The 25,368-nt window shown below is 35.9% G+C and carries 18 protein-coding genes; all 18 read left to right on the plus strand.

Translation table 11 applies throughout. The features are described 5' to 3' along the window. Positions 1-9: 9 nt before the first annotated feature. Positions 10-1,569, plus strand: a complete 1,560-nt coding sequence (locus OM075_RS02235) for a polyprenyl synthetase family protein (RefSeq protein ID WP_301188834.1) — start codon at positions 10-12, stop codon at positions 1,567-1,569. Continuing rightward, positions 1,566-2,432, plus strand: coding sequence for a prenyltransferase/squalene oxidase repeat-containing protein (locus tag OM075_RS02240; RefSeq protein WP_301188835.1), 867 nt, complete (start codon positions 1,566-1,568; stop codon positions 2,430-2,432). Before OM075_RS02235 ends, OM075_RS02240 begins: the two co-directional genes overlap by 4 nt. A gap of 61 nt (positions 2,433-2,493) precedes the next feature. Then, a complete protein-coding gene (locus tag OM075_RS02245; protein ID WP_301188836.1) occupies positions 2,494-4,239 on the plus strand; it encodes a prenyltransferase/squalene oxidase repeat-containing protein in 1,746 nt (581 codons plus the stop codon). 48 nt (positions 4,240-4,287) lie between these two features. Then, positions 4,288-5,493 carry an outer membrane protein assembly factor BamB family protein gene (locus OM075_RS02250; RefSeq protein ID WP_301188837.1) on the plus strand — a complete coding sequence of 402 codons (1,206 nt, stop codon included), beginning with the start codon at positions 4,288-4,290 and terminating at the stop codon, positions 5,491-5,493. 24 nt (positions 5,494-5,517) lie between these two features. Next, a complete protein-coding gene (locus tag OM075_RS02255; protein WP_301188838.1) occupies positions 5,518-6,945 on the plus strand; it encodes an outer membrane protein assembly factor BamB family protein in 1,428 nt (475 codons plus the stop codon). A 36-nt stretch (positions 6,946-6,981) separates the two neighbouring features. Continuing rightward, entirely contained in the window at positions 6,982-7,890 is a 909-nt protein-coding gene (locus OM075_RS02260; protein WP_301188839.1) for an NHL repeat-containing protein, read from the plus strand. A 44-nt stretch (positions 7,891-7,934) separates the two neighbouring features. Further along, positions 7,935-8,969: an NHL repeat-containing protein gene (locus tag OM075_RS02265; RefSeq protein WP_301188840.1), complete on the plus strand. Its 1,035-nt coding sequence runs from the start codon at positions 7,935-7,937 to the stop codon at positions 8,967-8,969. A gap of 10 nt (positions 8,970-8,979) precedes the next feature. Continuing rightward, a complete protein-coding gene (locus OM075_RS02270) occupies positions 8,980-9,555 on the plus strand; it encodes a 4Fe-4S dicluster domain-containing protein (protein WP_301188841.1) in 576 nt (191 codons plus the stop codon). A gap of 134 nt (positions 9,556-9,689) precedes the next feature. Next, positions 9,690-10,976: a 4Fe-4S binding protein gene (locus tag OM075_RS02275; RefSeq protein WP_301188842.1), complete on the plus strand. Its 1,287-nt coding sequence runs from the start codon at positions 9,690-9,692 to the stop codon at positions 10,974-10,976. 56 nt (positions 10,977-11,032) lie between these two features. Continuing rightward, a complete protein-coding gene (locus OM075_RS02280) occupies positions 11,033-12,970 on the plus strand; it encodes an outer membrane protein assembly factor BamB family protein (protein WP_301188843.1) in 1,938 nt (645 codons plus the stop codon). 1 nt (position 12,971) lies between these two features. Beyond that, complete coding sequence (locus OM075_RS02285; RefSeq protein WP_301188844.1) at positions 12,972-15,374, plus strand: NAD(P)H-dependent oxidoreductase subunit E; 2,403 nt, start codon at positions 12,972-12,974, stop codon at positions 15,372-15,374. Between the two features lie 87 nt (positions 15,375-15,461). Beyond that, a complete protein-coding gene (locus OM075_RS02290; protein ID WP_301188845.1) occupies positions 15,462-16,457 on the plus strand; it encodes a 2Fe-2S iron-sulfur cluster-binding protein in 996 nt (331 codons plus the stop codon). A 12-nt stretch (positions 16,458-16,469) separates the two neighbouring features. Next, on the plus strand, positions 16,470-17,624 hold the full coding sequence (locus OM075_RS02295; protein ID WP_301188846.1) for an outer membrane protein assembly factor BamB family protein: 1,155 nt from the start codon (positions 16,470-16,472) through the stop codon (positions 17,622-17,624). 4 nt (positions 17,625-17,628) lie between these two features. Beyond that, the gene (locus tag OM075_RS02300) at positions 17,629-18,300 is read left to right on the plus strand and encodes an ABC transporter ATP-binding protein (RefSeq protein WP_301188847.1); all 672 of its coding nucleotides are present in this window, start codon (positions 17,629-17,631) and stop codon (positions 18,298-18,300) included. Further along, positions 18,297-21,428 (plus strand): ABC transporter permease, encoded by a 3,132-nt coding sequence (locus tag OM075_RS02305; RefSeq protein ID WP_301188848.1) that lies wholly within the window; start codon positions 18,297-18,299, stop codon positions 21,426-21,428. The genes OM075_RS02300 and OM075_RS02305 overlap by 4 nt, the downstream gene beginning before the upstream one ends. A gap of 58 nt (positions 21,429-21,486) precedes the next feature. After that, positions 21,487-22,746 (plus strand): glycosyltransferase family 4 protein, encoded by a 1,260-nt coding sequence (locus tag OM075_RS02310; protein ID WP_301188849.1) that lies wholly within the window; start codon positions 21,487-21,489, stop codon positions 22,744-22,746. A 35-nt stretch (positions 22,747-22,781) separates the two neighbouring features. Further along, positions 22,782-24,038 (plus strand): outer membrane protein assembly factor BamB family protein, encoded by a 1,257-nt coding sequence (locus OM075_RS02315; RefSeq protein ID WP_301188850.1) that lies wholly within the window; start codon positions 22,782-22,784, stop codon positions 24,036-24,038. A 291-nt stretch (positions 24,039-24,329) separates the two neighbouring features. Beyond that, the gene (locus OM075_RS02320) at positions 24,330-25,340 is read left to right on the plus strand and encodes a sensor histidine kinase (RefSeq protein ID WP_301188851.1); all 1,011 of its coding nucleotides are present in this window, start codon (positions 24,330-24,332) and stop codon (positions 25,338-25,340) included. Positions 25,341-25,368 lie beyond the last annotated feature (28 nt).

Below are 25,368 nucleotides of genomic sequence, written 5' to 3' on the forward strand. Positions count from 1 at the left end.
GAAAATAGTATGGAAAAAACGCAGTTTAAATATAAAGTACCGTCAGGTTTAGAAGTCCGAAAACAATTAAGGTCGGCGCTAAACCTGTTCGTGAAAAATAAAAAGCTAAGTCCACCATTGTCTATGAATTCATTAACATCACTGGCTATAGAGTTCATCACAGTCAATTCTCTTGAATCCGCAATAAAAGGATGGATAATGGTAGAAATAAACAATGCGGTTTGGTTTGAAACTGTGGCATCCATCCCATTGGAAAAAAGAATATTACTATTACCCAAATGCTTAAGCAATTCCAAAAACTGCAAAGCTGAAATTGATGATTTAGGATTATTATGCAACTTATGTGGCAACTGTAATATTCCTGATTTACAAACCAAAGCAGAAGAGTTGGGTATGATGAGCCTGGTTGCAGAAGGATTTACATCAGTAATTGGTTTGGTTGAGAGTGGAGTTATTGATGCCATTATTGGAGTAAGCTGTTTAGAGTCTCTGGAAAAGACTTTTCCTCTGTTAATCAATCATGCTGTACCCGGTTTGGCTATACCATTAAATAAGGATGGTTGTATAGATACCGAAGTAGATGAAGCGTACGTTCGCGAGATCATGGAAATGCATTCATCTAAGGAAACTACCTTATTGGATTACGATCAATTAAAATCAAATATACAAGATTGGTTTTCGAAAGAGAATCTGGAAAATACTTTAACTACATCTAACGACCATACTTCATTAATTATGAGAGAGTGGATGAGTGATGAAGGTAAACGTTGGAGACCCTATCTCTTAGCAGCCACTTATATGGCACTGAATGGGAAAAACGAAATACCTGAGGAAGTAAAACAGGCTGCCATTGCCATTGAGTGTTTCCATAAAGCATCTTTGGTACACGATGATATTCAGGATGAAGATTCTCTTCGTTATGGTAAAAAAACCATTAACGAAGCCTATGGGGTTCCAATAGCCATCAACGTTGGAGATATGTATCTGGGTGAGGGTTACAGGTTACTTGCTCAATGTAAACATATTGAACTTTTTAAGGTAGCATCTGAAGCCCATATTGCATTATGCAAAGGACAAGGCATGGAGCTGGAATGGAGTAAGAATCCTAAGTTCTTAAACATGAATTTTGTTTTGGATATCTTTTGTCATAAAACAGTCCCTGCTTTTGAAGTTTCCCTTTTAATGGGAGCTATTTGTGTAGATAATAATGAAGAAACAAAACAGCTATTAAGTGAATATGCAAAGGCTTTGGGTATAGCCTATCAGCTTAAAGATGATATTGAAGATTTTAACGATAATGAAACGCTTAGTATTCGTCCGTCAGCAGTATTAGCAACAATATGCGAAAATACAACTGATGATCTATTTGTGCATACTATGTTGCATCAAGATGAAATTAAAGTATTTCTAAAATCAGAAGAAAACATTGATACATTAAATGAAGCTATTGATGCCGTTGAAATTATGGTAAAAGATTATCATAATCAGGCCTTAAACATTATTGAAAGCATACAAAATATTGAGCTAAAAAGACTTCTGTTCAGAGTTACTGAAAAGATATTGAAATGACAGATACAGTTTCATCTAAAATATTAGAACGTCTTTTAAAAGGAAAAGAGTCTCTTGGAAACGAGGCCCGAGAATATTTTGAAGGTTATATTAAATCTCAATTATTGGATGATCAATCTTTTAAGGACAAAGCTGGCAAGTCAGATTTATATTATACCCTGTTTGGTTGGACGCTTTGTTACGTTTTTAAAATTAAGCTTGATACAAAAAAAATGATTGAATACTTAAATACACATAAGAAGGAGGAACTTGATCTGATTCATTATGCTGCTTTAAAGCGATGCTATTTAATATATCAGCTTATAAAGATGGGAAAAGTTATTACAGGTATTGGATTACTTAAAAAACAAAATATTAAGCCTTTAAGTGAATTTATCAGTGTCCCAAATCAGGATATATATGCCCCATATACTCAATATATATGGATGCTATTGACTGAAGATACCGGTAATAAAATAAGTAAAGATGTTGTTAGTAATCTGGAAAATTATCACATAGAGAAAGGTGGATATAAAAATAGTGAATCCGGAGTGCATGCATCGGCTAATGCCACTGCTGCAGCTTTATCAGTTTTAGGACAACTAAAAGGATACGATAATAATGAAGATTTGATTGCATTAAAAGCATTTCAAAATCCAACTGGTGGTTTTAGTGCAGCTAAAAACTCTCCAGTTCCGGATTTACTTTCAACGGCAACTGCTCTATTTGTTTTAAGCTGTTATGGAGAAAAACCGAATTATCCGGTAATGGATTTTATTGAAGCCCATTGGTCAGAATCTGGCGGTTTTGTAGGAACAATAATGGATGATAAAAGTGATGTTGAATATTGTTTTTATGGATTATTGGCTCTTGGATGTTTATAAGCAGAGAGTAAAGAGCAAAGAGCATGGAGTAAGAATAAAAGAACAATTATATTATTAAATAATGCAAAATAGTAAAGTAAACACAATGATTGATTTTCTTAAGGATGAACTCCTTAGAAGACAAAATGCAGATGGATTATGGACCGGATTTTTATCGTCCAGTGCTATTTCTACATCTGTTGCTGTTTTTGCATTATTTATGGAAGATAGAGAAAAGCATCAATTCTATATTCAAAAAGGCATTCAATGGCTTCATCATAATATGCTACCAGATGGTTCCTGGGGCGATAGTCCGGAGAGTCCATCAAATATGACGGCGACACTTCTCTCCTATGCCACTTTAAGTGCTACAGGTAATATTCCAGAGCAAACGAAGAATTATATTGTCAATCATTTTAAAGGACTAACAGACCAACATATTATCGATGGTGTTTTAAAATACTACGGCAAGGATTTAACCTTTTCTGCTCCTATTTTGGTGATGTGTGCGTTGGCAGGGGTAATTTCTTCCTGGAAAAACATTCCACAGCTTCCGTTTGAAGTTTCTGTATTACCACAAAAGTTATTCAGGTTTTTCAGGCTTCCTGTTGTTAGTTATGCGATTCCTGCTCTTATTGCCGTTGGAATACTTAGATATAAAAAAGGCCGAAGAAATATCATCAGGCAATCATTTATTAATCCGTCCTTAAGCGTTCTTGAAAAACTACAACCTTCAAATGGCGGTTTTCTTGAGGCTGCTCCACTTACAGGTTTTGTTGTAATGTGTATGTGTGGAGCAAAATACCAAAGTCATGCTTCTACTCAAAAAGGCGTTCAATTTCTACTTGATTCTATTCGTTCTGATGGTTCGTGGCCTATTGACAGCAACTTATCAGCGTGGGTTACTGCTTTAAGTGTAAGAGCTTTAAATACAGATATTGAGCATCCAGAAGTATTAGCTGATCAAATAAAGCGAAATGCCTTTACTTACAAACATCATTTTACCGGAGCACAGGAAGGTGGCTGGGGCTGGACTAACTTACCTGGTTCTGTTCCCGATGCAGATGATACAGCCGGAGCTTTGGTTGCACTCCATATACTAACAAAAGGAAAGTATGACCAAACGATAACAAAAGGAATAGAATGGTTGCTCAACTTGCAAAACAGAGATGGTGGAATGCCAACATTTTGTAAAGGATGGGGAAAATTACCTTTTGATAAAAGTAGTCCTGATATTACAGCGCATACCTTACTTGCTTTTCAGTTATGGAAAGATGATTTGGATATAAGTACAAAAAAGAAATGCATCACAAGTATGAATCGCATGCTCAAATGGATGCAAAAAGAACAAGCTACCGATGGTTCATGGACACCGTTATGGTTTGGCGATCAAAATGCCAAAGATGAGCGAAATCCTGTTTATGGAACTGCCATCACAGCAGAATACTTATCTGGCATTGATCATCCTATAGCAATTATAATGTCAGCAAAAGGAGTTGACTATTTATTAAACACACAAAATCAAGATGGTGGCTGGGGTGGAGCTAAAGATGTATCATCAAAAGTTACGCTAACAGCAAGAGCTTTAAGTGCTTTAACCTGCTTTCATGATAAAGTTGATATCAATACTTTAAACAAAGCTCTAGATTATTTGCATTTAAAATTCACGAATCAGGAATTATTAAAACCAGAGCCCATAGGCCTTTATTTTTCACGTTTATGGTACTCTGAAGAGATGTATAATATTACTTTTTCACTAAGCGCATTAAAGAATTATAAACACATCATAAAACACAAAGAACCAGAATATAACGAAGTAAATATTTAATATCATATAAAACTAAATATCAGACAATAACAACTTAAAAAACTAAAAATGAAAAATGTAATTATTTTATGTTTCCTTTTTGTTTCTTTCCTAACGAATGCTCAGGATAATATTCAATGGAGAGGAACGGATCGTTCTGGCGTATACAATGAAAAGGGACTTTTAGAATCATGGCCTGAAAACGGACCAAAAATGAACTGGCATTACGAAGGCTTAGGCGAAGGTCATTCATCTGTAGCTATTGCTGATGATAAATTATACGTAACAGGAATCAAAGATGAGGTAGGCTTTATTTATGTATTTGATTTAAATGGTAAACTAATTCAACAGAAAGAATACGGTACTGAATGGTCAAAAAGTTTCCCTGGCCCTAGAGGTACTGTAACTATTAACGATGATAAGCTATACCTGATCAGTGGAATGGGAGAAATTTATTGTTTCAAACAAAAAACACTTGATCTTATCTGGAAAAAAGAAATCTTAGAAGCTTTTGATGCTTCAAATATTACCTGGGGATTAAATGAAGCTCCTCTGATTGTAGACAATATGGTAATTGCAACTCCCGGAGGTAAAACTAAAAACATTGTAGCCTTTAATAAAAAAACAGGTGATGTTATTTGGACCAGCGAAGGAGCCGGAGATCTTTCTGCTTATTGTTCTCCTCTATACATTGATGATCAGGAGGTCCCTCAAATTGTTACCATCACTGCAAATCATGTAATTAGTGTTGATGTTAAAACGGGTAAAACGCTATGGACATTTGAAAAAACAAATCGCTGGTCTGTTCATGCCAATACACCTGTTTATAGCAATAACATGTTGTTATGTACAAGCGGTTACGGAGCAGGTTCTGTAATGCTTAAACTGGTTAACGGAGGTAAAAGCGTTGAAAAAGTTTGGGAATCGGCTTTATTAGATAACAGAATTGGTGCCATGGTTAAGGTTGGTGATTATGCTTATGGTTCAGGTGATAAAAACCGCTACTGGTTTTGTGTAGACTGGAATACAGGAGAGATCAAATATCAGGAATCAGGTCTTGCAATGGGCAATATTATTGCCAACAACAACATGCTTTATTGCTATACCGACAAAGGCGATATGATCTTAGCTAAAGCTACACCTGAAAAATTTGACATTATAAGCCGCTTTAACATTACATTGGGGACTGCTCAACACTGGGCTCATCCAGTAATATACAAAGGTATTTTATATGTTAGACATGGAGATTCTTTAATGGCTTATCAAATTAAATAAGCTGGTTAATTTATTAAACAATTCATGACCAAAGAAAAACAAATCATCCAAGGCGTAACTATAGGTATCATACTCATTTACTTTTTGTTAATGGTAGGATGGCATGTTATGCCTTCAAATGAAAATTTTACTATCCAGGCTCCGGGTGCTGATAATCGCCCGGAAAACCTGGCTCGTTCTGCCAATGACGTTAAAATTGGTGAGTTCTTCATGAAGTATGAAGAAGAAAACTCAGCTTTAACCGGAAAATGGACTGGTTTCAGAGGAGAAAATTATGATAACATTTTACAAACAGCAGAAAAGATTAACACTTCTCAGGATTCATTCCCTGAACTTTGGAGTGTAGAAACCGGCGAAGGACATGCTGCTCCTGTAATCTTTAATGGTAAAGTATACTTTTTAGATTACGATGAAAAACTAAGTTCGGATGCCCTCCGCTGTTTTTCGTTAGAAACCGGAAAAGAACTATGGCGCAGATGGTATCGGGTACCTATTAAACGTAACCATGGTTTTTCGCGAACCATACCGGTTATTAGAAACAACTATATTATTACCATTGGTCCGGAAGGACATGTGATGTGTTGCGAACCTCAAACCGGTGATTTAAAATGGACACTCGATATGCAAAAAGAGTATGAATCTGAAGTTCCGTTTTGGTATACTGGTCAATGTCCTACTGTTGAGAATGATGTTTTAGTCCTGGCACCAGCTGGCAAAAATATCTTACTAACAGGACTAGATTGTAATACTGGCGAAGTAATCTGGAGTACGCCCAATAATTTAGGATACAAGATGTCACACTCTTCAGTTATTCCGATGACTTTGAAAGGACAGAAAACTTTCGTTTACACAGGTGTTGGCGGAATATGTGGTATAGCAGCTGAAGGTAAAAACACAGGCAAATTATTGTGGGAAACCAACGAATGGCAACCATCAGTTGTAGCACCTTCTCCTGTAAAAGTAGCCGACAATAAATTTTTCATGGTTGCGGGTTATGGTACTGGTGGTGCATTGGTAGAAATAACAAAATCAGGAAATAACTGGATAGCTAAAGTTACCGATCAATATAAGCCCAATTCAGGTATTTCGTGTGAGCAACAAACACCTATTTTCTATAATAATATGTTGATTAGTGTAATGCCTAAAGATGGCGGCCGATTACGAGGAAAGCTGGTTTGTTACGCTCCTACTGATTTACATAACCCTTTATGGAGTTCTGGTGCAGAAGAACGTTTTGGCTTAGGGCCATATATGGTCATCAACAAACACCTCTTTGCTTTAAAAGATGACGGTGAACTGTATGTTTATCAAGTTTTAAACAAAGAGATGAAACTCATAAAAAAACAACGCGTGATGGATGGTATAGATGCATGGGGGCCAATGACCTATGCCGATGGAAATCTGATTTTAAGAGATGCTCATCATGTAAAATGCTTTAAAATAGCTGATTGATAAAACAATCTAAAATTCGTCAAAATAAATATTGTTATGAGTAATACAATAAAGGTCATTATTAACTTTTTCATTTTTGTGATGGTAGCCGGATTCATCGTGTATATAATAAAATCGGTGAATAAGGATAAGACAACCTTTGTTGAAACCGACACGGTTAATACTTTTATTAGTTATTACTCTAAAGTAAACACCATAGAACTTGAAGATACGATTGAGGCATTTGCAGTATTAAACAAAGATATATTTGTATTACATAACGATAACATCCTAAAATACAATAGCAAGGGCATCAAAGAACTATCATTCAAAACTAAACCGGAAGTCAGAGATATACATTTGTATGACAATAAAATATTTGTGCTCTACTCAAAAATGATTGAGGTTTATTCATTAAAAGGTGATTCTGTTTTTGGATGGAATGCGTGTAGTGATTTATCTGATTACTGTGCTTTTACAATAGTAGAAAATTTTGTTTTTGTAACAGATGCCAGTAACAAAAATATTTGTCAATATACTACTGATGGAAACTTTGTTCAATTCATCAATAGTCCACATGATTTTATTACGCCAAGTCATGCTTTTGACATCACTCATAAAAATGATACAATTTATTGTGTAAATCCGGGAAGACACTTGATTGAATCATATACTTTAAAAGGAAGATTTATAGCCTCATTTGGAGGACCGGGAACTGAAGCAGGATTTTTTGCAGGGTGTTGTAATCCTGCCTACATCAGTTTTAATAGCAAGGGAGATCTTTATACTTCAGAAAAGGGATCACCTCGCATATGCCGCTACAAAAATGGAAAATTTCAGGAAGTTGTCTTAAATCCTCGCTTATTAGGAGGTGGATATCATGCTTACGAAATAAAAAATATTGACAATACCTTATGGGTAGCCAATCATAATAAGATTGACGTCTACAGAAGAAAAGAGAATTAACAACCTGGATTAAACATAAATATTGATTCTATAACGATTGAAAAATGGACTCAAATAAAATAAACAAACAAAAAATATCCCGAAAGAGTTTTCTTCAGATGGCAGGTTCTGTCATTGCCGGAGGAACTATTATTGGAACCACAGGGTACTTAATTGGGAACAGAATCAACGCATCAAAAAATGAGAGTGAAGGCTTATTGTCAAACAACGATGCCATTTCCAATGAACCATTTCAATCACCATATAAATTAGTTTCATCTTTTAGTACATCAGATGAAATTAATGGATTTGAGATCTATAAAAACCAGATGGTTGTGGCAACAAGTAACAACATTGCCATTTACAATTCATCTGCTCAATTAAAAAAACAATTTTCAATAGCACCAAATCTCCGGGATATTTCAGTTGAAAACGATAGCATATATCTTTTATTCCCTTCTCGGATTATGGTTTATAACTTTGATGGAGACCTTAAAAATGAGTGGGAAGCTTGTGGTGAAAACTCAGACTATTGCTCTATAGCTGCTTCACCATATCATCTTTTTGTTACTGATGCATCCAACAAAAACATTTGTCAATATACTATTGACGGTCAATTGGAAAGATTTATTGAGAGTCCCAATAGGTTTATCATCCCAAGTTACACCTTTGGTATCACCTATGCCAACAATAGTATCTACTGTTCCAATCCGGGAAGACATTGTGTAGAACGTTATTCTGTAAAAGGACAATATTTGGGTTCGTTTGGAGAACCTGGTAATGCACCGGGAAAATTTTGCGGTTGTTGTAATCCGGTTTACATCGATTATACTTCTGCCGGTGAAATCATCACTTCAGAAAAAGGAAACCCTCGAATCAGTTGCTACGACAGCGAAGGTAATTTTAGAAACATGCTACTTGATGTAAGTAAAATGGGTGGAGGTAATAAGGCCTATCGTGTAAAAGTGGATCTGGATAAAATTATGATAGCAGGAAATAATATGGTTTCAACATTTCAGTATGATAAAACGCTGGCCAATAAAAGTGGATGTTCCAGTTGTGGAATTAACTGTCCTTTAAAAGAAGGAATCACGATTTAAAGGTTAAAGAATGAGCAAGAATAATCAACATAAAAAGAGTCCGATAGAGCGACGACAGTTTCTTAAGGTTGTTGGCTCTGGTATTGCAGGAGGAACCATACTTGCCACAACAGGTTTTCTGTTTAGTAAAACCGGTAAAAAGGAGGAAACATCCTATTATTGGCAAATAGATCCAGCCAAATGTACGCAATGCGGAAGATGCGAAACAGACTGTGTTTTATATGTTTCTGCAGTTAAGTGTTTTCATGCAAATAAGGTTTGTGGATATTGCGACTTATGCGGAGGCTACTATCGTTCAAATGTAAAAGAGCTAAATACTGCTGCCGAAAATCTAATGTGCCCTACAGGTGCTATTCAACGAAAATTTGTGGAAGATCCTTATTTTGAATACGAGATCATTGAGGACTTGTGCATTGGATGTGGAAAATGCGTAAAAGGCTGTACTTCATTCGGTAATGGCTCTTTATATCTGCAAATCAAAAGAGATTTATGTAAAGATTGTAATGAATGTGCCATAGCTAAAGTATGTCCTTCAAATGCAATCACCAGAGTTCCAATTGAACAAGCATATAAATTAAAAGGGTAATGCAAATAAGTAAAAAGTCAAAAGGTCCAAGTTAAAAGTAATTTTCAATTTAAAATCTGCCTAAAGCTTGTGTCCGTTGCTGAGTGTAAAACACAGCATAATCTTTTGTCTTAATACTTTACAATAATTAAAAAATGAAACGTATTATATCAATTATATCATCCATTATACTGGTCACCTATGCTACCGCTCAAAACAGGTTTCCCAAACCAGACTTTGAGTCAGGTTACCAATATCCTGATATCAGCTATGCACAGCCTAACGAACAACTTTGGCTATATATTGATATTATCTTACTGATAGCTTTAATGAGTTTTGTAGCCTGGGCTGTCATAAAAAAACAAACACGAAAACCCATCATCTGGGTGTCAATCATCTCAGTAGCTTACTTTGGATTTTTCAGAAGTGGATGTGTTTGTAGTATCGGATCTGTTCAAAATGTTGCTTTAGCTATTGCTGATCACACGTATATTCTGCCTATTTCTGTATTGCTGTTTTTTATACTACCCATCATTTTTGCCTTTTTATTTGGCAGGGTATTTTGTGCAGGTGTTTGCCCTTTTGGAGCATTACAGGAACTGGTCAATATTAAAAATTACCGTTTATCTAAATCTGTTACTTCAATATTGAGTATTATTCCATGGGTATATCTCATATTCGGTATTTTATATGCGGTTACTAGGAGTAGCTTTATCATTTGTCGCTTTGATCCCTTCATCGGGATTTTCAGACTTGGCGGAGATTTTGGCTTAATATTATTTGGTGCTTTACTTTTGATTGCTGCTATTTTTACCGGACGACCATTTTGTCGATTTATATGTCCCTACGGAGCTTTATTGAGTTTATTCTCCAGAGTTTCTCTTTGGAAAATTCAAATTACAAAACAAGGTTGTATCAATTGTGAGTTATGCCATAATGCTTGTCCTGTTGATGCCATTCATCCTCCATACGATAACAAAGTAAAAGAGGATCGATTACATGGCGTGAAAAGAATACTCATGTATTTTATAATACTACCACTAATGATAGCTGCCGGAACTTTAGTGATGCGATATTATAGTTCAGACTTAAGCAGAGCTCATAAAGATGTACGCTTGTACGATATGGTCATTCAACAGGAATCCAATCCTCAGGATAGAATATCTCTTGAATTAGAATCATTTTATGGCCAGGGTGGAAAAGTAGACGAATTAAAAAGCCAAGTTGAGCTTATTCAAGAGGATTATAAGTTTTATTCTTCTTTAGCCGGAGCCCTGATAGGTTTGGTATTTGGACTAGTATTGATTAAACTTTCTGTGAAGCGATCAAGAAAACTATATGAAATAGATCATGCAGATTGTGTAGCCTGCGGAAGATGTTTTAGTTATTGCCCTCAAAATAAATTATTAGAAAGGAATATGGAGAAAAGAACAAGAAGCTGATTTCTTACTAAATTTTCAAATACTGAACTCAGAGTAAAAAAACGAAATAAACAAAAATGAAAAAGATAATAGCAAGAAACATAGCCTTCATCACGGCGATTTTCATGATAACATTGGCTATCATGCTAATCACCAATTATTTTCAGGCTAAAGATGTTTCGCCATTGCAAACTCAGGTTATTGAAACGCTCAAACAGCTCAACGATCAAAATTCGGGCAATCCGGAATTACAGGAGCAAATCCGTCAATTGGATTTAATGGCTCGTAAGGCCTATTTTGTAAATATGGATCACTTAATGAGAGGTGTTTACCTTTTATTGGGCATGCTGGCTGTATTCTTGATCAGTCTAAGAGTATATTTTTCAGAATACAAAGACATTCCTGATAAAGACATTGATCCTATTGATGAATGGGTCATGAAAACACAGGCTCGGAAATATGTTGGTATTTTAGCTACCGGTATGGCCGCTATTGCACTTCTATTTGTGGTATTCAGTATGCCTTTTATGCAAGCTAACGAAAGTAGCAAAGAATCTGAACCTGAGGCTGAGGCAATCATAGCACAAAATACAATTACAGATCAAAGTAATGATAATAAGGAACCTGTAGTTATTACCAATAATAATATAACAGAAGAAGAAACTATTAGTAGCAATACTGAAACGGTAGAAGAAATTACTGATAGTGAAGACAAAAATGCTGATGAAAACGAGAGTAATAATGAGCAAAAGGAAGCTTCTATAAATCAAGAAGCTGTGGTGAAAGAGACTCCAGTAGAAGATGTAAAACCGGAAAAAGATGTTATTACCACTGAAGTAAAGGAAGAATCGACTGCTAAAGTGTCCGTACCTAAAATCACCAGTAATGCTTTCAGAGGGAACGAAGCAAACGGACATTCAAAAGCTACAAATATTCCTGTTAAATGGGATATAAAAGCCGGCACTAACATTGCCTGGAAAACTGAAATTTCACTTTCAGGTCAAAGTTCTCCGGTTATTAACGGTAACAGAATATTTATTACTGGTGCCAATGCCGAATCCAGACAGCTACTTTGCTACGATTTAAATAGCGGTAAACAACTGTGGAATGTTGCCGCAAGTAATATTCCCGGATCTCCAAATGAAGTTCCGGAAACAACTCCAGATACAGGACTGGCCTCTCCAACTGCAGCAACCAATGGAAAACAGGTTTGTGCCATTTTTGCAACAGGAGATGTGATTTGTGCTGACATGGAAGGTAAATTACTTTGGGCAAAAAACATTGGAGTCCCAGAAAATCACTATGGATATGCCTCATCTTTATTCATTTTAAATGATCAGTTATTTATTCAATACGATAATTCAAACGCCAATCAAATTATTTCATTAAACACAAATACAGGCGAGGAAATTTGGAGAAAAGAAAGAGACGATAAAATTTCATGGAGTTCTCCATCACTGGCTTATGTAAACAATACACCTCAGCTTATATTAATGAGTGATCCAAGCATTACCGCTTATAACCCTGTAAATGGAGATCTGTTGTGGCGCGTTGAATGCATGATGGGAGAAGTTGGAGCCAGTACATGTAGTTATAATGGGATCATATACGGAGCCAGTGAATATGCAAAATTAGTGGCCATCAATGGTGCTGATGGATCTGTTTTATGGGAATCGATGGATTATCTTCCTGAAGCTAGTAGTCCGGTGGCTACAGAAAATAATTTGTATCTGGCTACTTCATATGGAGTTGTAGCATCATTCGATACCAAAACCGGAGCACTTAAAAAGGAGCATGAAACAAATGCCGAGTTTTATTCATCGCCGATGCTGGTTGAAGGTAAAATTTACCTTTTCAGTAATAGCGGTAAAATGCATATTTTCTCAGCTGATGATGAGTTTAATTTACTGGATTCTTTTGAAACAGGTGAAAAAACGTTTGCTACTCCGGCATTTACCGAGGGTCGAATGATTGTAAGAACAAACCAGAGTATTTACTGTGTAAAAGGGAATTAACATGAGTCGTTGTCAATGTGATAATAACAGTAAAGTAAATAAGGAGGAGTTGATTGCAACTATGGATGCCATCATTGAGCGTGTGGGTACTTCCAAAGATGTAATCATTCCTTTATTGCAGGAAATACAGGATGAGTTCAGTTATTTGCCTTCTGAAGCTCTGGAGCGAATCTATGAAAGAACGGAAATTGACAGAGCTCAATTAATTAGTGTTTCAACTTTTTATTCTCAATTCAGGCATATTCCCTATGGTAAGCATCTGATTAAAGTTTGTACCGGAACTGCTTGTCACGTAAAAGGGGCTACCAATGTTTACGATTCGTTTAAGCGTGAGCTAAAAATGGAAGGAGACAGTATAACTACAGATGATCAACTGTTCTCCATTGAAAAAGTGGCTTGTCTGGGATGTTGCACTTTAGCACCTGTGGTTCAGATTGATGATAAAATATACGGTCATGTTCTACCTGGAAAGGTAAATGAAGTCATAGAAGAATTTATCGAGGAACAGTCTTCTGAAGAAAAGAAAGCTTCCGCAAAAAAACATCATAAAGTCGCAGGTGAAATAAGATTAGGAATGGGTTCTTGTTGTCAGGCAAGTGGCTCGTCTGATATCTATAATGAATTACAACGAACCTCCAATGAACTGGGAATTGAGGTCGATATTAAATCTGTAGGCTGTGTTGGTGTTTGCAATAAAGTGCCCTTAATTGACGTAGTTTCTGAGGATGGTTCTATCAAACGCTATCCTAATGTAAAGGCTTCTGAAATTAAAGAGATTCTGCATTATCATTTTAAACCGGCCGGTTATTTTACCCGGTTAAAAAACAGTTTAATTAACCGTGTGGATACTTATCACACCGATTTAACCTGGGATAATGTGATTTGGAAACCTGAAAATGAAAGAACAGGATTAATCGACAGTTTTTTAGCTTCACAAAAGCATATTTCAACAGAAGGATTTGGATATCTGGCTCCTCTTGACCTGAATGAATACAGAAAACATGAAGGTTTTGATGGCTTACAGAAAGTTTTGACTGATGCTAATCCCAAACAATTGGTTGAGGATATATTGAACAGTGGCCTTCGCGGTCGTGGAGGTGGAGGTTTCCCAACCGGTAAAAAATGGGAAATTGTTGCGGCATCTGATAAAACAGATAAGTACGTAATCTGTAATGGCGACGAAGGGGATCCGGGTGCTTTTATGGATCGTATGATTTTAGAATCCTACCCTTTCAGAGTTATTGAAGGAATGGTTATCGCCGGATACGCCGTTGGAGCCAACAGGGGTGTTTTTTACATCAGAGCAGAATATCCTTTGGCTGTAAAAAGAATTCAAAGAGCTTTGGAGCTTTGTAGAGAACAGAATCTGATAGGCTCAAATATTTTAGGAAGTGATTTCTCTTTTGACATTTCAATATTTGAAGGAGCCGGAGCTTTTGTTTGCGGTGAGGAAACTGCTTTAATTGCTTCTATTGAAGGAGACAGGGGATTTCCAAAGCAGCGTCCGCCCTACCCTGCTGTATCGGGGTTACATGCTTGTCCTACATTGGTAAATAATGTAGAAACACTCAGTCAGATTTCTTATGTCATCAGAAATGGTGTCAATACATATAACCAGATAGGAACAGAAAACAGTAAAGGAACAAAGGTATTTGCCTTGGCCGGAAAAATTAAAAACGGCGGATTAATTGAGGTTCCGATGGGAATTTCACTAAATCAGATTATTGAAGAGATTGGTGGTGGAGTTGAAAAAGATGAAAAGCTAAAAGCAGTTCAGATTGGAGGTCCATCAGGCGGTTGTATTCCTGCCAATTTATGTGATGTAAAAGTTGACTTTGATGCGTTCAATCAAATGGGTGCCATGATGGGATCCGGAGGTTTGGTGGTGCTGAGTGAAAAGGACTGCATGGTGGATATGGCCCGCTACTTCCTGACTTTTACTTCAGAACAGAGTTGTGGTAAATGTACTTTTTGCAGAGTTGGCACTAAAAGAATGCTGGATATTCTGGATAAACTATGTAGTGGCAAGGCTCAAATGGAAGATATTGATAAGCTGGAAGAATTAGCTATCAATGTAAAAAGATCTTCTTTATGCGGCTTGGGAAAAACAGCACCTAATCCGGTTTTAACCACACTAAAATATTTTAGAGAGGAATATGAAGAGCATGTTCAAGGAATTTGTAAAACAGGGACATGCAAAGATATGATAGAATTTGAGGTAACCGAAGATTGTATTGGGTGTACCAAATGTGCCAAAGCATGTCCAGTTGATGCCATACCGTACGAGCCTTACAAAGTACATCATATAGATACAGAATTATGCGTAAAATGTGGTTTGTGTATTGATGAATGTAGCTATGATGCGATCATAAAAGTGAAAAAAGAGGACAAGAAAAATGGTTAAAGGTAACAGGGATTAAGGTTTTATGGCAATTAAGATTTTAAAACTATAATCCTGGAACTATAAACTAAGTATTTTATACTAAGCAAAATGCAAATAACAATAGATCATAAAAATATAGAAGTATTAAACGGAGAAACAATTCTGGAAGCTGCTCGTCGCTATGGAATTGAAATTCCATCCATGTGTTATGCTCAAAATGCAGAACACAAGTCCTCATGTATGGTGTGTGCTGTTAGAAATATGGCCAATGGTCAGATTATACCATCTTGTACAACATTGCCTGTTGATGGTATGCAAATTGAATCTGAAACAGAGGAAATCAAACAAATCCGCACGCTCTCTTTTGAATTATTACTTAGTGATCACAGAGCTGACTGCGAAGCACCTTGTTCTCTGGTTTGTCCTCATGGCCTAGATGTAGAGCATATGCTGTATTTTTATGATCATCAAAAATATAAAGAAGCTTGTCAGGTGATAAAGGGAGCTTTCCCTTTACCTGAAATTAAATGTGATCAGTGTAAAGCACCTTGCGAAAAAGCCTGCAGAAGAGGAAACATTGACGAACCTGTATCCATTAGAAAAATCATAAAAGAGCTTGTTAATCAGTTTAATATTGCAGAAATCAATCCTATTGAAAATAGAAAGATTGACAAAAAAATGTTTCAATCGCGATTGGGTCGATTTAACGATAAAGAAAGACAGCATTTAAAAGAGCATGTCAACACAGATTCAAGATGTTTACATTGTGCTTGTGCCGGAAAATCGGATTGTAAACTAAGAACATATGCGACTCAAAAATCCATTAAACGTCCCAAATATGATGTTTCTTCTGAATTGCCTGTCATGAATAAAGTTCTTGTTACTGGTAAATTATGGTTCGAACAGGCCAAATGTATTCGCTGCGGCTTATGTGTTTACAACAGCAAAAACGGATTTACATTTAAAGACAGAGGATTTGTTATGCAGGTTTACATACCGGAAGAAAATCGAATGAATGTAAATGAAGAGTTAGCTACGCTCTGCCCAACAGGAGCTTTGTATCTGGAGAACAATCCGGCTTCAGCATCAACTGGTAATAAGTAAAACATTAGTACTATGCAAAATAGGTTCATATATTATCTGATTACTATTATTTCTTTCACTTCATGCGGATTACAGTCCAATACTTCAGAATCAGCAGGAGATTTAAACTGGAGATTATTCCGTGGAAACAGCGGTTTAAGCGGATATACAGAAAAATCATTGCCTGAGCAACCTGAACTAAATTGGATATATGAAACAAAAGAAAGAACAGTTTCCTCTCCTATTGTTGAAGAAGGGACAACCTATTGGTGCGATAGAAAGGGATTGATTTATGGCGTTGATATTAATGGACAACAAGTATTTTCATTTGCCTTACATACTGCAGTTGAAGCCACGCCTATAATCAAAGATTCTGTATTATATATTGGCCGAATTGATGGATATTTATCAGCTATTTCATTAGCTCAGAATGATTCTATATGGAACTACGAAACTCTGGGACAAATATCAGCTTCTCCAAATGTGGCAACCTTTCAAAATCAAGAAGCTATTGTTGCTGGGAGTTACGATAACTTTATGTATTGTGTTAACTTACAAGATGGTTCTTTGATCAGTAAGTTTGAATCAGGCTATTACCTGAATGGAGCGGCAGCGTTATGGAACAATCACGTTATATTTGGTGGTTGCGACAGTTGGCTGAGAATTATTAATTGCGAAACCGGTGAAGCAACGGATTCTTTAAAAACAGAGGCTTATATTCCATCTTCCCCTGCCATCATGGGCAACTATTGTTATGTTGGCGATTATAATGGTAATATGTACGAAATATTACTAGAAAATGGAAAAATATCAGGTCATAAAAAGATTTCTTTGGGGTCAGACAAAAACGGATCCTTTGTTTCTGTTCCGGCAATCAGCTCCCAAGATGTATTCTTTTACCCAGATGGTCGCCATCTGCTTTCAATAGATAGAAGAACTGGCAAAACTAACTGGAAATTTATGTTTAAAGGTGATGTTGGTGAAAGCGCTCCTGTTATTTGTCAGGATAAGATTATCACATGTACCAAAACCGGAATCATCAGTATAATTGATACAGAAAAAGGTCAATTATTATGGGAGTACGACACAGGTGAACAAATCATCGGTTCACCGGCCATCATCAAAGATCATTTTATGATATTAACATCAAAAGGTACCTTATTCTGCTTTGGACCTCAAAAACAATAAACCAATGACTATACTTAAGTTATTCAATATACAAAAGCAATTTCAGGATGGTGAAAGCCACGTAAATACTGTTCTTAATGAACTTGATTTAGAAGTTACTAAAGGGGAATTTGTTGCCATTAAAGGACCATCCGGTTCGGGTAAAACAACATTATTATCAATTCTGGGAACACTATTAAATCCGGATGATGGCAGTTATTTACTTGAAGGGATTGATGTAACAAGCCAAGGTGTTGATAAATACAAAATCCGTAATGAAAAAATTGGTTTCGTTTTTCAGGATCATCAATTACTACCACAATTCTCAGCACTTGAAAATATTCTATTGCCTGTTCTTGCTTATCAATCTGAAGCGAATAAAGAACAAATTGATTATGCGCATCAATTAATGCAAATCACAAAAATCGATCATGTTGCCCATCAATATCCGCAGACCTTGTCGGGAGGAGAAGCTAGTCGTGTTGCTGTTTGCAGGGCTTTAATAATGAAACCTGCTATTTTACTGGCCGATGAACCTACCGGACAATTGGATATCAGTAATGCGCAAAACATTATTTCAATGCTCGCTGAAATAAATGAGAAGCTGAATACAACTATTATTATGGTTACGCATTCAGAAGAAATGGCGCAACAAGCTCATAGAATAGTAACACTTAAAAACGGCGTTTTACAGTGAAAGTTAAAGACATCATACAAAAAAACTTAGTTTTCTATGCCCGTTATTTTAAACTGGTTGGTCTGGCTATTCTTATTTCTGTAGCTGTTATAGTTGGTAGCCTGGTTATTGGCGATTCTGTTCGATCAAGTTTAATAAACCGGGTAAATGAAAGACTTGGTGATACACAAACTGTGGTTTTTGCACATCAATCATTTTTGAACAATGATTTTTGTGAAGACTCTATTTTCGGTAGTTCTGCCAGGGGTATTTTACTAACCAATGGATTTATCTCAGTTAATGGCTCATTATTGCCGGTTATGGTTTGGGGCGTTAACGATATGGAAATTTCAAACGGAAGTGCAAAAGTTAATGAGGCTTTATATCAGGAATTAAATTTCCAACCAGGAAATGCCATTGTTTTGCGACTTCCTGCACAGGGCTTGGTTCCTTCCGGATCTTTGTTTGTTACAGAAAACTATACCACAAGTTTACGATTGGAATTATCAACAATAGTTAATGCTGAACATGGCGGAAATATTAGTCTTAAAAATGAACAGACCCTGCCTTTAAATATTTTTGTTAGCCGAGAGGAATTAGCTGAGACGATGGGTGTTCATGGTAAAATAAACCTGATTTTAAGTGACCTAAATGTTACTTCAGCTGATATTGAAAAAAAATGGAATTATAGTATTTCGGGATTATCCATTTCTCAGCATCATAATTTTAAAGAAATTACATCTGACAGGGTATTTTTGCAAAAAGAAGTCTTAGCAAACATCCAACATAATAATTCCTCCATAAACCGGATTTATTCATATCTGGCGAATTCTATTGATCTTAATAAATCTTCAATCCCCTATTCTTTTGTTAGTGCAGTTGATCAGTATCAAAATGAAAAACTAAAGCGTGATGAAGTCATCCTGTCCGATTACACAGCCAAACGATTAAACGCTAATGTTGGTGATCAAGTAAATATCAGCTTCTATATATCGCAGGATTTTAAAACATTACAATCGGATTCTGTTCTATTAAGAGTTAAAAAAATTGTTCCGCTATCAGAATTAAGATCCGATTCAACTTTAAGTGCAGATTTCCCGGGAATTTCTGATGTTGATCGCTGTACTGAATGGGATAGTGATCTTCCAATTAATATGGACTTAATTACTCCCGAGGATGAACATTACTGGGAAATGTATAACTCCACACCCAAAGCTATTTTACCATACGAAGCAATCGCCAATAAATGGGGAAATGATTATGGTTACGCCACAGCAATCAGAGTGTATGATTCGGCTGCAAATCTAAAGTCATTAACTCCAGATATGTTTGGTGTACAGACTTTCCACCCTCGGGAATCAGGAATTTACGCTGCTAAAAATGGGGTTGATTTTGCTGGTTTATTCATGTCATTGGGATTCTTTATCATTATTTCTGCCATGCTTCTAATGATTATTCCGGTTTCTGAAATGATGATTCAAAGAAAAAGTGAACTGCAGCTTTTAAATGCCTTGGGGTATACACCCCAAAAGCTAAAAAAAATGATTTGGCTTGAATCGGCTCCTGTTGTGCTGGTTTCATCTATTATGGGCGTGATAGCGGGTGTAATTTATACTGCAGTAATCATGTGGTTATTGGGAACCTACTGGAAAGGTGCCACACATACCGAAGGCTTTTCTGTATACCCACATTGGATTACGCTTATAGCCGGATTATTGACTGGCATCCTTATTTCTCTATTTATTTTGAGACGAGTTATTGCCAAAAACATCAATGAGAAAACAAGAAAAATCAAAGCTCATACGCAAAAGTTGAAACGTAAAAAAGGATTGGTAATCATTGTAAGTTCTTTAACCGTATTGATTGCACTATACAACCTAATCATCGCTACTTCATTAGCCTTATTTTCTGTGGTTGGTTTATTATTGATGATTACTTTTGCCTTACTTGGAGATTATATCATTTGTTCTAAAGGAAAAACGTCTACACATCAGTTTAATGATGAGAAAATGATTTTCCGCACACTCCTGGCCAATCGAAAACAGGCTTTACTTTCCTACTTTTCCTTGGCTTTTGGTGTTTTTATTGTGTTTTCGGTAGGATTGAATCGTCAGGATTTTTCAAATTCTTCTAAACTTGAAAATGCCACCGGTGGTTATACCCTTTGGTGCGAAAGCAGCATTCCTGTCTATCACAATATCAATACTATATCAGGTAGAGAAAAACTAAACCTTCAGGATTTACAGGATGAAACTCAAATTTTACAGTGCCTGAAATACAGTGCTGACGAAGCAAGTTGTTTGAATCTAAATAAAGTAAGTACACCATCTGTTTTGGGTGTAGATCTGAAATCATTGTTAAGCGGACCAATGCAGGTGCAAAACAATATATATGATCTAAAAGGAGATGATTTACACAATCAGCTGAAAGTGGAAAATAATAAGGTAATTCCGGCTTTGGTTGATGCTACTGTTTTGCAATGGAGTTTAGGAAAAACATTGGGAGATACCATCTATTATACCGGATCTGATGGACAGGAATATCCGGTTCTTTTAGCAGGAACGCTTCCCAACACCATTTTTCAGGGATATATTTTAGTGGATCAATCTCTCTTCTCAAAAGTATGGGAAACCACAAAAGGAAGCGAGTTATTTTTATTAAATACAGAGCCTGATCATTTGCAGGAAGTGAAAACGTTAGTTTCTCAAGCGTTGCACGAATATGGAGTTAGAGTAACAACTACCAACGATCGTCTCAAACAGTTTAACACAGTAACTGATACCTATTTAACTATATTTTTAACACTGGGAGGTATTGGCTTATTATTGGGGATATTTGGTTTTATTATTGTGATTCGCAAGAATTTAAGTATTCGACAAAAAGAAATTGAATTATATAGTACACTGGGATTTTTAGGTTTTAAGATCAAAGATATTCTATATCGCGAAAACAGAATTGTGCCCTTATACGCTATTGCAACCGGACTATTTAGTGCTTTAATTGGGATTGGAACCAACTTTAAAAACGTGCAAGCAAGTGTTTGGATAACAGCAATTTTCTTTGCCTTTTTATTTGTATTACTTACAATCCTTTTTGTGAAAAGAATCGTGAAAAAAGAAATTGAGAAAGGTTTAATGGATAAAGGTTAAAGGGAACAAGGAACAAGGTTAAAGGAATTAAAAAGTTGTAAATCAAATAAGATTAAACATGAAAGTAGTATATATCATACCGGGAGCTGGAGATTCCTTTTATTGCGGAAACTGTTTTCGTGATAATTTACAGGCTTCAGCATTAAGAAAAATGGGACATGATGTTATTATCATGCCTTTATATCTACCATTAAAAAACGAGGCTTTTAAAACCAATAGTCCTTTGTTTTTCCCTGCCACTACTTATTTTGTTGCGCAAAAGTTCTTTCAAAAAATGACGATGCCCAACTGGATGAAACGACTTTTAGGTACTGATTCCATGCTTAGTTTTGCTTCTTCAATGTCAGGCACCACTTCGGCCAAAGGAATGGAAAAAATGACCATGTCGATGATTGAAGGAGATAATCCTGCATTTTTAAAGGAAGTAAAACAATTAACCGAATGGCTAAAATATGAAAAACCGGATGTGGTTCATATTTCAACTTCTTTATTAATAGGTATTGCGAAAGCCATAAAAACCGAAATCAATATTCCTGTAGTTTGTTCCCTTTTAGATGAAGAAGTTTGGATCGATTCCATGAAAGAAAGCTATATCGACATGGCATGGAAAGCTATCGGACAAAATCTTCAATATGTAGACAAACTAACAACAGTCAGTAATTATTATAAGGATTATGCCCAAACCAAAGTCCCTGAAATAAAACATTTAGAAGTCATATATCCGGGTATTGATTTAGATGTATACAAGCCCGGAGCACAAGTGGAAAATCCTACCATTGGATTCTTTTACAGATTAAATAAAAAAAATGGTCTGGATATTTTGGCAAAAGCTTTTGTGTGCCTGAAAAAGAAAAATACCATTCCAAACCTTAAACTCAAAATTGGAGGTGGATTTACCTCTCAGGATAAAAGCTTTATTAATAAGGTAAAAAAGATCTTAGCTGCTTATATTGATGATGTGGAATTTGTTAACTCCTATTCCATGTCAGATCATATTGAATTCTATCAATCCATTTCTGTACTATCAGTACCACTCACTTTTAACGAGGGCATCAGTGTTTATACATGCGAAGCGCTGGCTTGTGGTATTCCTTCGGTAGAGCCCAAAACAGGAGCATTTCCTGAAGTAATTGAAAACGGAGGTGTTTTATACGAGCCTAATAATTCAGATGAATTGTGCAATGCTTTGGAATATCTTTTAGAAAATAAGGATCGATATGATCAAGCTGCAAAAAATGCCAGAAACAGGGCTATCCAGCTTTTTGACGATAAGTACATGGCTCAAAAGCTTCTAACTATTTATGAATCTATTCAATAACTCAATAATTTAAACCTATAAAACAATTTAAACAAATGAAAAAAAGATACTTAGCTATAGCTATTGGTGGTTTGTTTTTTGCCCAAATAAGTGCACAAGATCAACATGGATGGCGAGGTCCAAATCGTGACGGGATTTATCCGGACACCAATCTTCTAAAAACCTGGGGCGAAAACGGTCCTAAACAACTTTGGGAAACACTTGATGTGGGCAAAGGGTATTCTAGTCCGGTAATTGTTGATGATCATATTTATATTACAGGCATGAATGAGACTGAAGATAAAGAAATATTTTCAGCCTATACTTTAGATGGCAAAAGGGATTATGTCATTGAATATGGTTCACCCTGGAACAAGTCTTTTCCTGAAACCAGAACAACTCCAACCATTGTAGGTAAAAAAGCCTATGTGATAAGTGGAATGGGCGAAGTGGTTTGTATCGATATAAAAAAGGGTGAAATATTATGGACCGTTGACGGTGCCAAAAAATTTGGCGTAAAAACCGGCCGATGGGGCGTTTCTGAATCTCCTTTATTCTTTGATAATAAAGTCATTTTTTCTCCTGGTGGCGACCAAACAACCATGGTTGCTTTAAATGCAAAAAATGGTGAAGTAATCTGGAAAACAAAAAGTCTGGGTGACATTTGCAACTATGCCTCTCCCCTGCTTATTGAGCACAATGGAATTATGCAAATTGTAGGTATCACCGGAAAAAATGTGATTGGTGTAGATCCTGATAAAGGTGAAATCATGTGGACTTTCAATGATTGGGGACAAGAGCAGCAAGAGAAAGGGTGGGAAAAAATTTCTCCGAATACCCCATTGTTTAAGGATGGAAAAATATTTGTTTGTAATGGATACAATCTTAATTCCTTTTTATTACAACTCAATGAAGATGCAACAGATGTGAGTGTTATATGGCGCAATGAAGATTTAGATACACACCTTGGAGGCTTTGTTCTGGTTGATCAAACGATTTATGGATCTAACTGGTTGAATAATTCCAAAGGGAATTGGGTAGCTGTTGATTGGAATACGGGCGAAACAAAATATGAAACTACCTGGGAAGGAAAAACCAAAGGTTCTATTATTAGTGCCGATGGTATGCTTTATTGCTATGATGAAAAACAGGGTTATGTTGGATTGGTTCCTGCAAAGCCAGATTCCTTTAAGGTTATTAGTGAATTTAAAATAACCAAAGGAGAAGGACCATTCTGGGCTCACCCTGTCATTAACAATGGTGTTTTATACGTACGACATGGAAATGCTTTAATGGCCTATGCTATTAAGTAATAGCAATCTATTTTATATTAATAGAGCTTCGGTTAATGATTTACTAATGCGAATCAATGATTGAAAAATATAACACCGAGTAGAAAAAGAGAAGTAATCAAACACCATTATTATGAAATTACAAAGAGTGCACAGAGGTAAATCCTTGCGGAATTAATGAATTTCATAAGAAACTCAGTGTCTCAGTGTTCATTTTTAACTCTTGATTGACATTACTAATTAAATATAATCGAAGGTTTACCTATTAATACTTATTTTTGAAGCAAATTTTTCGTTAACAGAAAATTATATATGAACTTTCTTAATAGTTACAATCCGTATAAGTTAATATTAATCAGCCTCATCGGATCTCTAATTATTGTTTATCCCAACATTGCATGGTTACCATGGAAATTAGGCTACCTTGAGGGGCATGCACGAACCACGCATATTAACTTTTTTATATTCCGGTATATATACTTTTCTGTACTAATCGGATTATTGGTTCATTTTAATTTAAGGAAGATAACCACCTTACATTTTGGTCGCAGGTTATTTCGTAACATCATTATTGGCACCATTGCCTACATCATTTATTTGTCTGTTTCCTACTCCTTTTGTTCTCAGGCCGACTGTTTTGGTAGCATCCTTATTTTCCAGTTTATTGTAATGTGTTTTTTATGCTCATTTGTTGGCCATGTTTCATTTATGTATAAAGATCAACGTCAGAAAGACCTGGAAATTGAACAGTTAAAAGTAGAAAATCTTCAAAGCCGTTGTGATGCGCTTGCCAATCAGATTAATCCACACTTCTTCTTCAACTCATTAAACAGTATTACAGCACTGGTTCGTAAAAAGAATGATGAGAACACTTTAGAGTTTGTGAATAAACTTTCAGATGTATTCAGATATATCCTGAAAAGTGAAAAGAAAGGTTTAGTCACCTTAAAAGAAGAACTCCTTTTTATATCCTCGTTCAGGTATATGCTTGAAGTTCGTTTTGCCAACAAAATTGAGTTTCAAATTAAGGTGGATGATACCAGGATGGATCTTAAAATCCCCAGCTTGTCGTTACTACCTTTAGTTGATAACATTGTGGTTCATAACACCATTGACAGTGAACACAAAATGGAGGTAATGATTAAAACCAATGATAAAGGAGAACTAGAAATTAGTAATCCAATTTATCCTAAAATTGCCCCAAATATTACCAATGGGATTGGCTTGAAGTCTCTGGAAAACAGATTTCACCTTTTGATGAATAAAAAGATTAAAATTAAAAATGACGGTAAAACATTTACTGTGATTCTACCTTTAAAGTAATTGACACTCTAAATATCTTAAATGCTTA

This window comes from Plebeiibacterium sediminum (assembly GCF_026013605.1).
In the GTDB taxonomy this organism is placed as follows: domain Bacteria; phylum Bacteroidota; class Bacteroidia; order Bacteroidales; family Marinilabiliaceae; genus Saccharicrinis; species Saccharicrinis sediminus.

Excerpts from the sequence above, each read along its gene's own strand:
- OM075_RS02235 (WP_301188834.1), top strand. The coding sequence starts at position 10 with ATGGAAAAAACGCAGTTTAAATATAAAGTACCGTCAGGTTTAGAAGTC.
- OM075_RS02240 (WP_301188835.1), top strand. The coding sequence starts at position 1,566 with ATGACAGATACAGTTTCATCTAAAATATTAGAACGTCTTTTAAAAGGA.
- OM075_RS02245 (WP_301188836.1), top strand. The coding sequence starts at position 2,494 with ATGCAAAATAGTAAAGTAAACACAATGATTGATTTTCTTAAGGATGAA.
- OM075_RS02250 (WP_301188837.1), top strand. The coding sequence starts at position 4,288 with ATGAAAAATGTAATTATTTTATGTTTCCTTTTTGTTTCTTTCCTAACG.
- OM075_RS02255 (WP_301188838.1), top strand. The coding sequence starts at position 5,518 with ATGACCAAAGAAAAACAAATCATCCAAGGCGTAACTATAGGTATCATA.
- OM075_RS02260 (WP_301188839.1), top strand. The coding sequence starts at position 6,982 with ATGAGTAATACAATAAAGGTCATTATTAACTTTTTCATTTTTGTGATG.
- OM075_RS02265 (WP_301188840.1), top strand. The coding sequence starts at position 7,935 with ATGGACTCAAATAAAATAAACAAACAAAAAATATCCCGAAAGAGTTTT.
- OM075_RS02270 (WP_301188841.1), top strand. The coding sequence starts at position 8,980 with ATGAGCAAGAATAATCAACATAAAAAGAGTCCGATAGAGCGACGACAG.
- OM075_RS02275 (WP_301188842.1), top strand. The coding sequence starts at position 9,690 with ATGAAACGTATTATATCAATTATATCATCCATTATACTGGTCACCTAT.
- OM075_RS02280 (WP_301188843.1), top strand. The coding sequence starts at position 11,033 with ATGAAAAAGATAATAGCAAGAAACATAGCCTTCATCACGGCGATTTTC.
- OM075_RS02285 (WP_301188844.1), top strand. The coding sequence starts at position 12,972 with ATGAGTCGTTGTCAATGTGATAATAACAGTAAAGTAAATAAGGAGGAG.
- OM075_RS02290 (WP_301188845.1), top strand. The coding sequence starts at position 15,462 with ATGCAAATAACAATAGATCATAAAAATATAGAAGTATTAAACGGAGAA.
- OM075_RS02295 (WP_301188846.1), top strand. The coding sequence starts at position 16,470 with ATGCAAAATAGGTTCATATATTATCTGATTACTATTATTTCTTTCACT.
- OM075_RS02300 (WP_301188847.1), top strand. The coding sequence starts at position 17,629 with ATGACTATACTTAAGTTATTCAATATACAAAAGCAATTTCAGGATGGT.
- OM075_RS02310 (WP_301188849.1), top strand. The coding sequence starts at position 21,487 with ATGAAAGTAGTATATATCATACCGGGAGCTGGAGATTCCTTTTATTGC.
- OM075_RS02315 (WP_301188850.1), top strand. The coding sequence starts at position 22,782 with ATGAAAAAAAGATACTTAGCTATAGCTATTGGTGGTTTGTTTTTTGCC.
- OM075_RS02320 (WP_301188851.1), top strand. The coding sequence starts at position 24,330 with ATGAACTTTCTTAATAGTTACAATCCGTATAAGTTAATATTAATCAGC.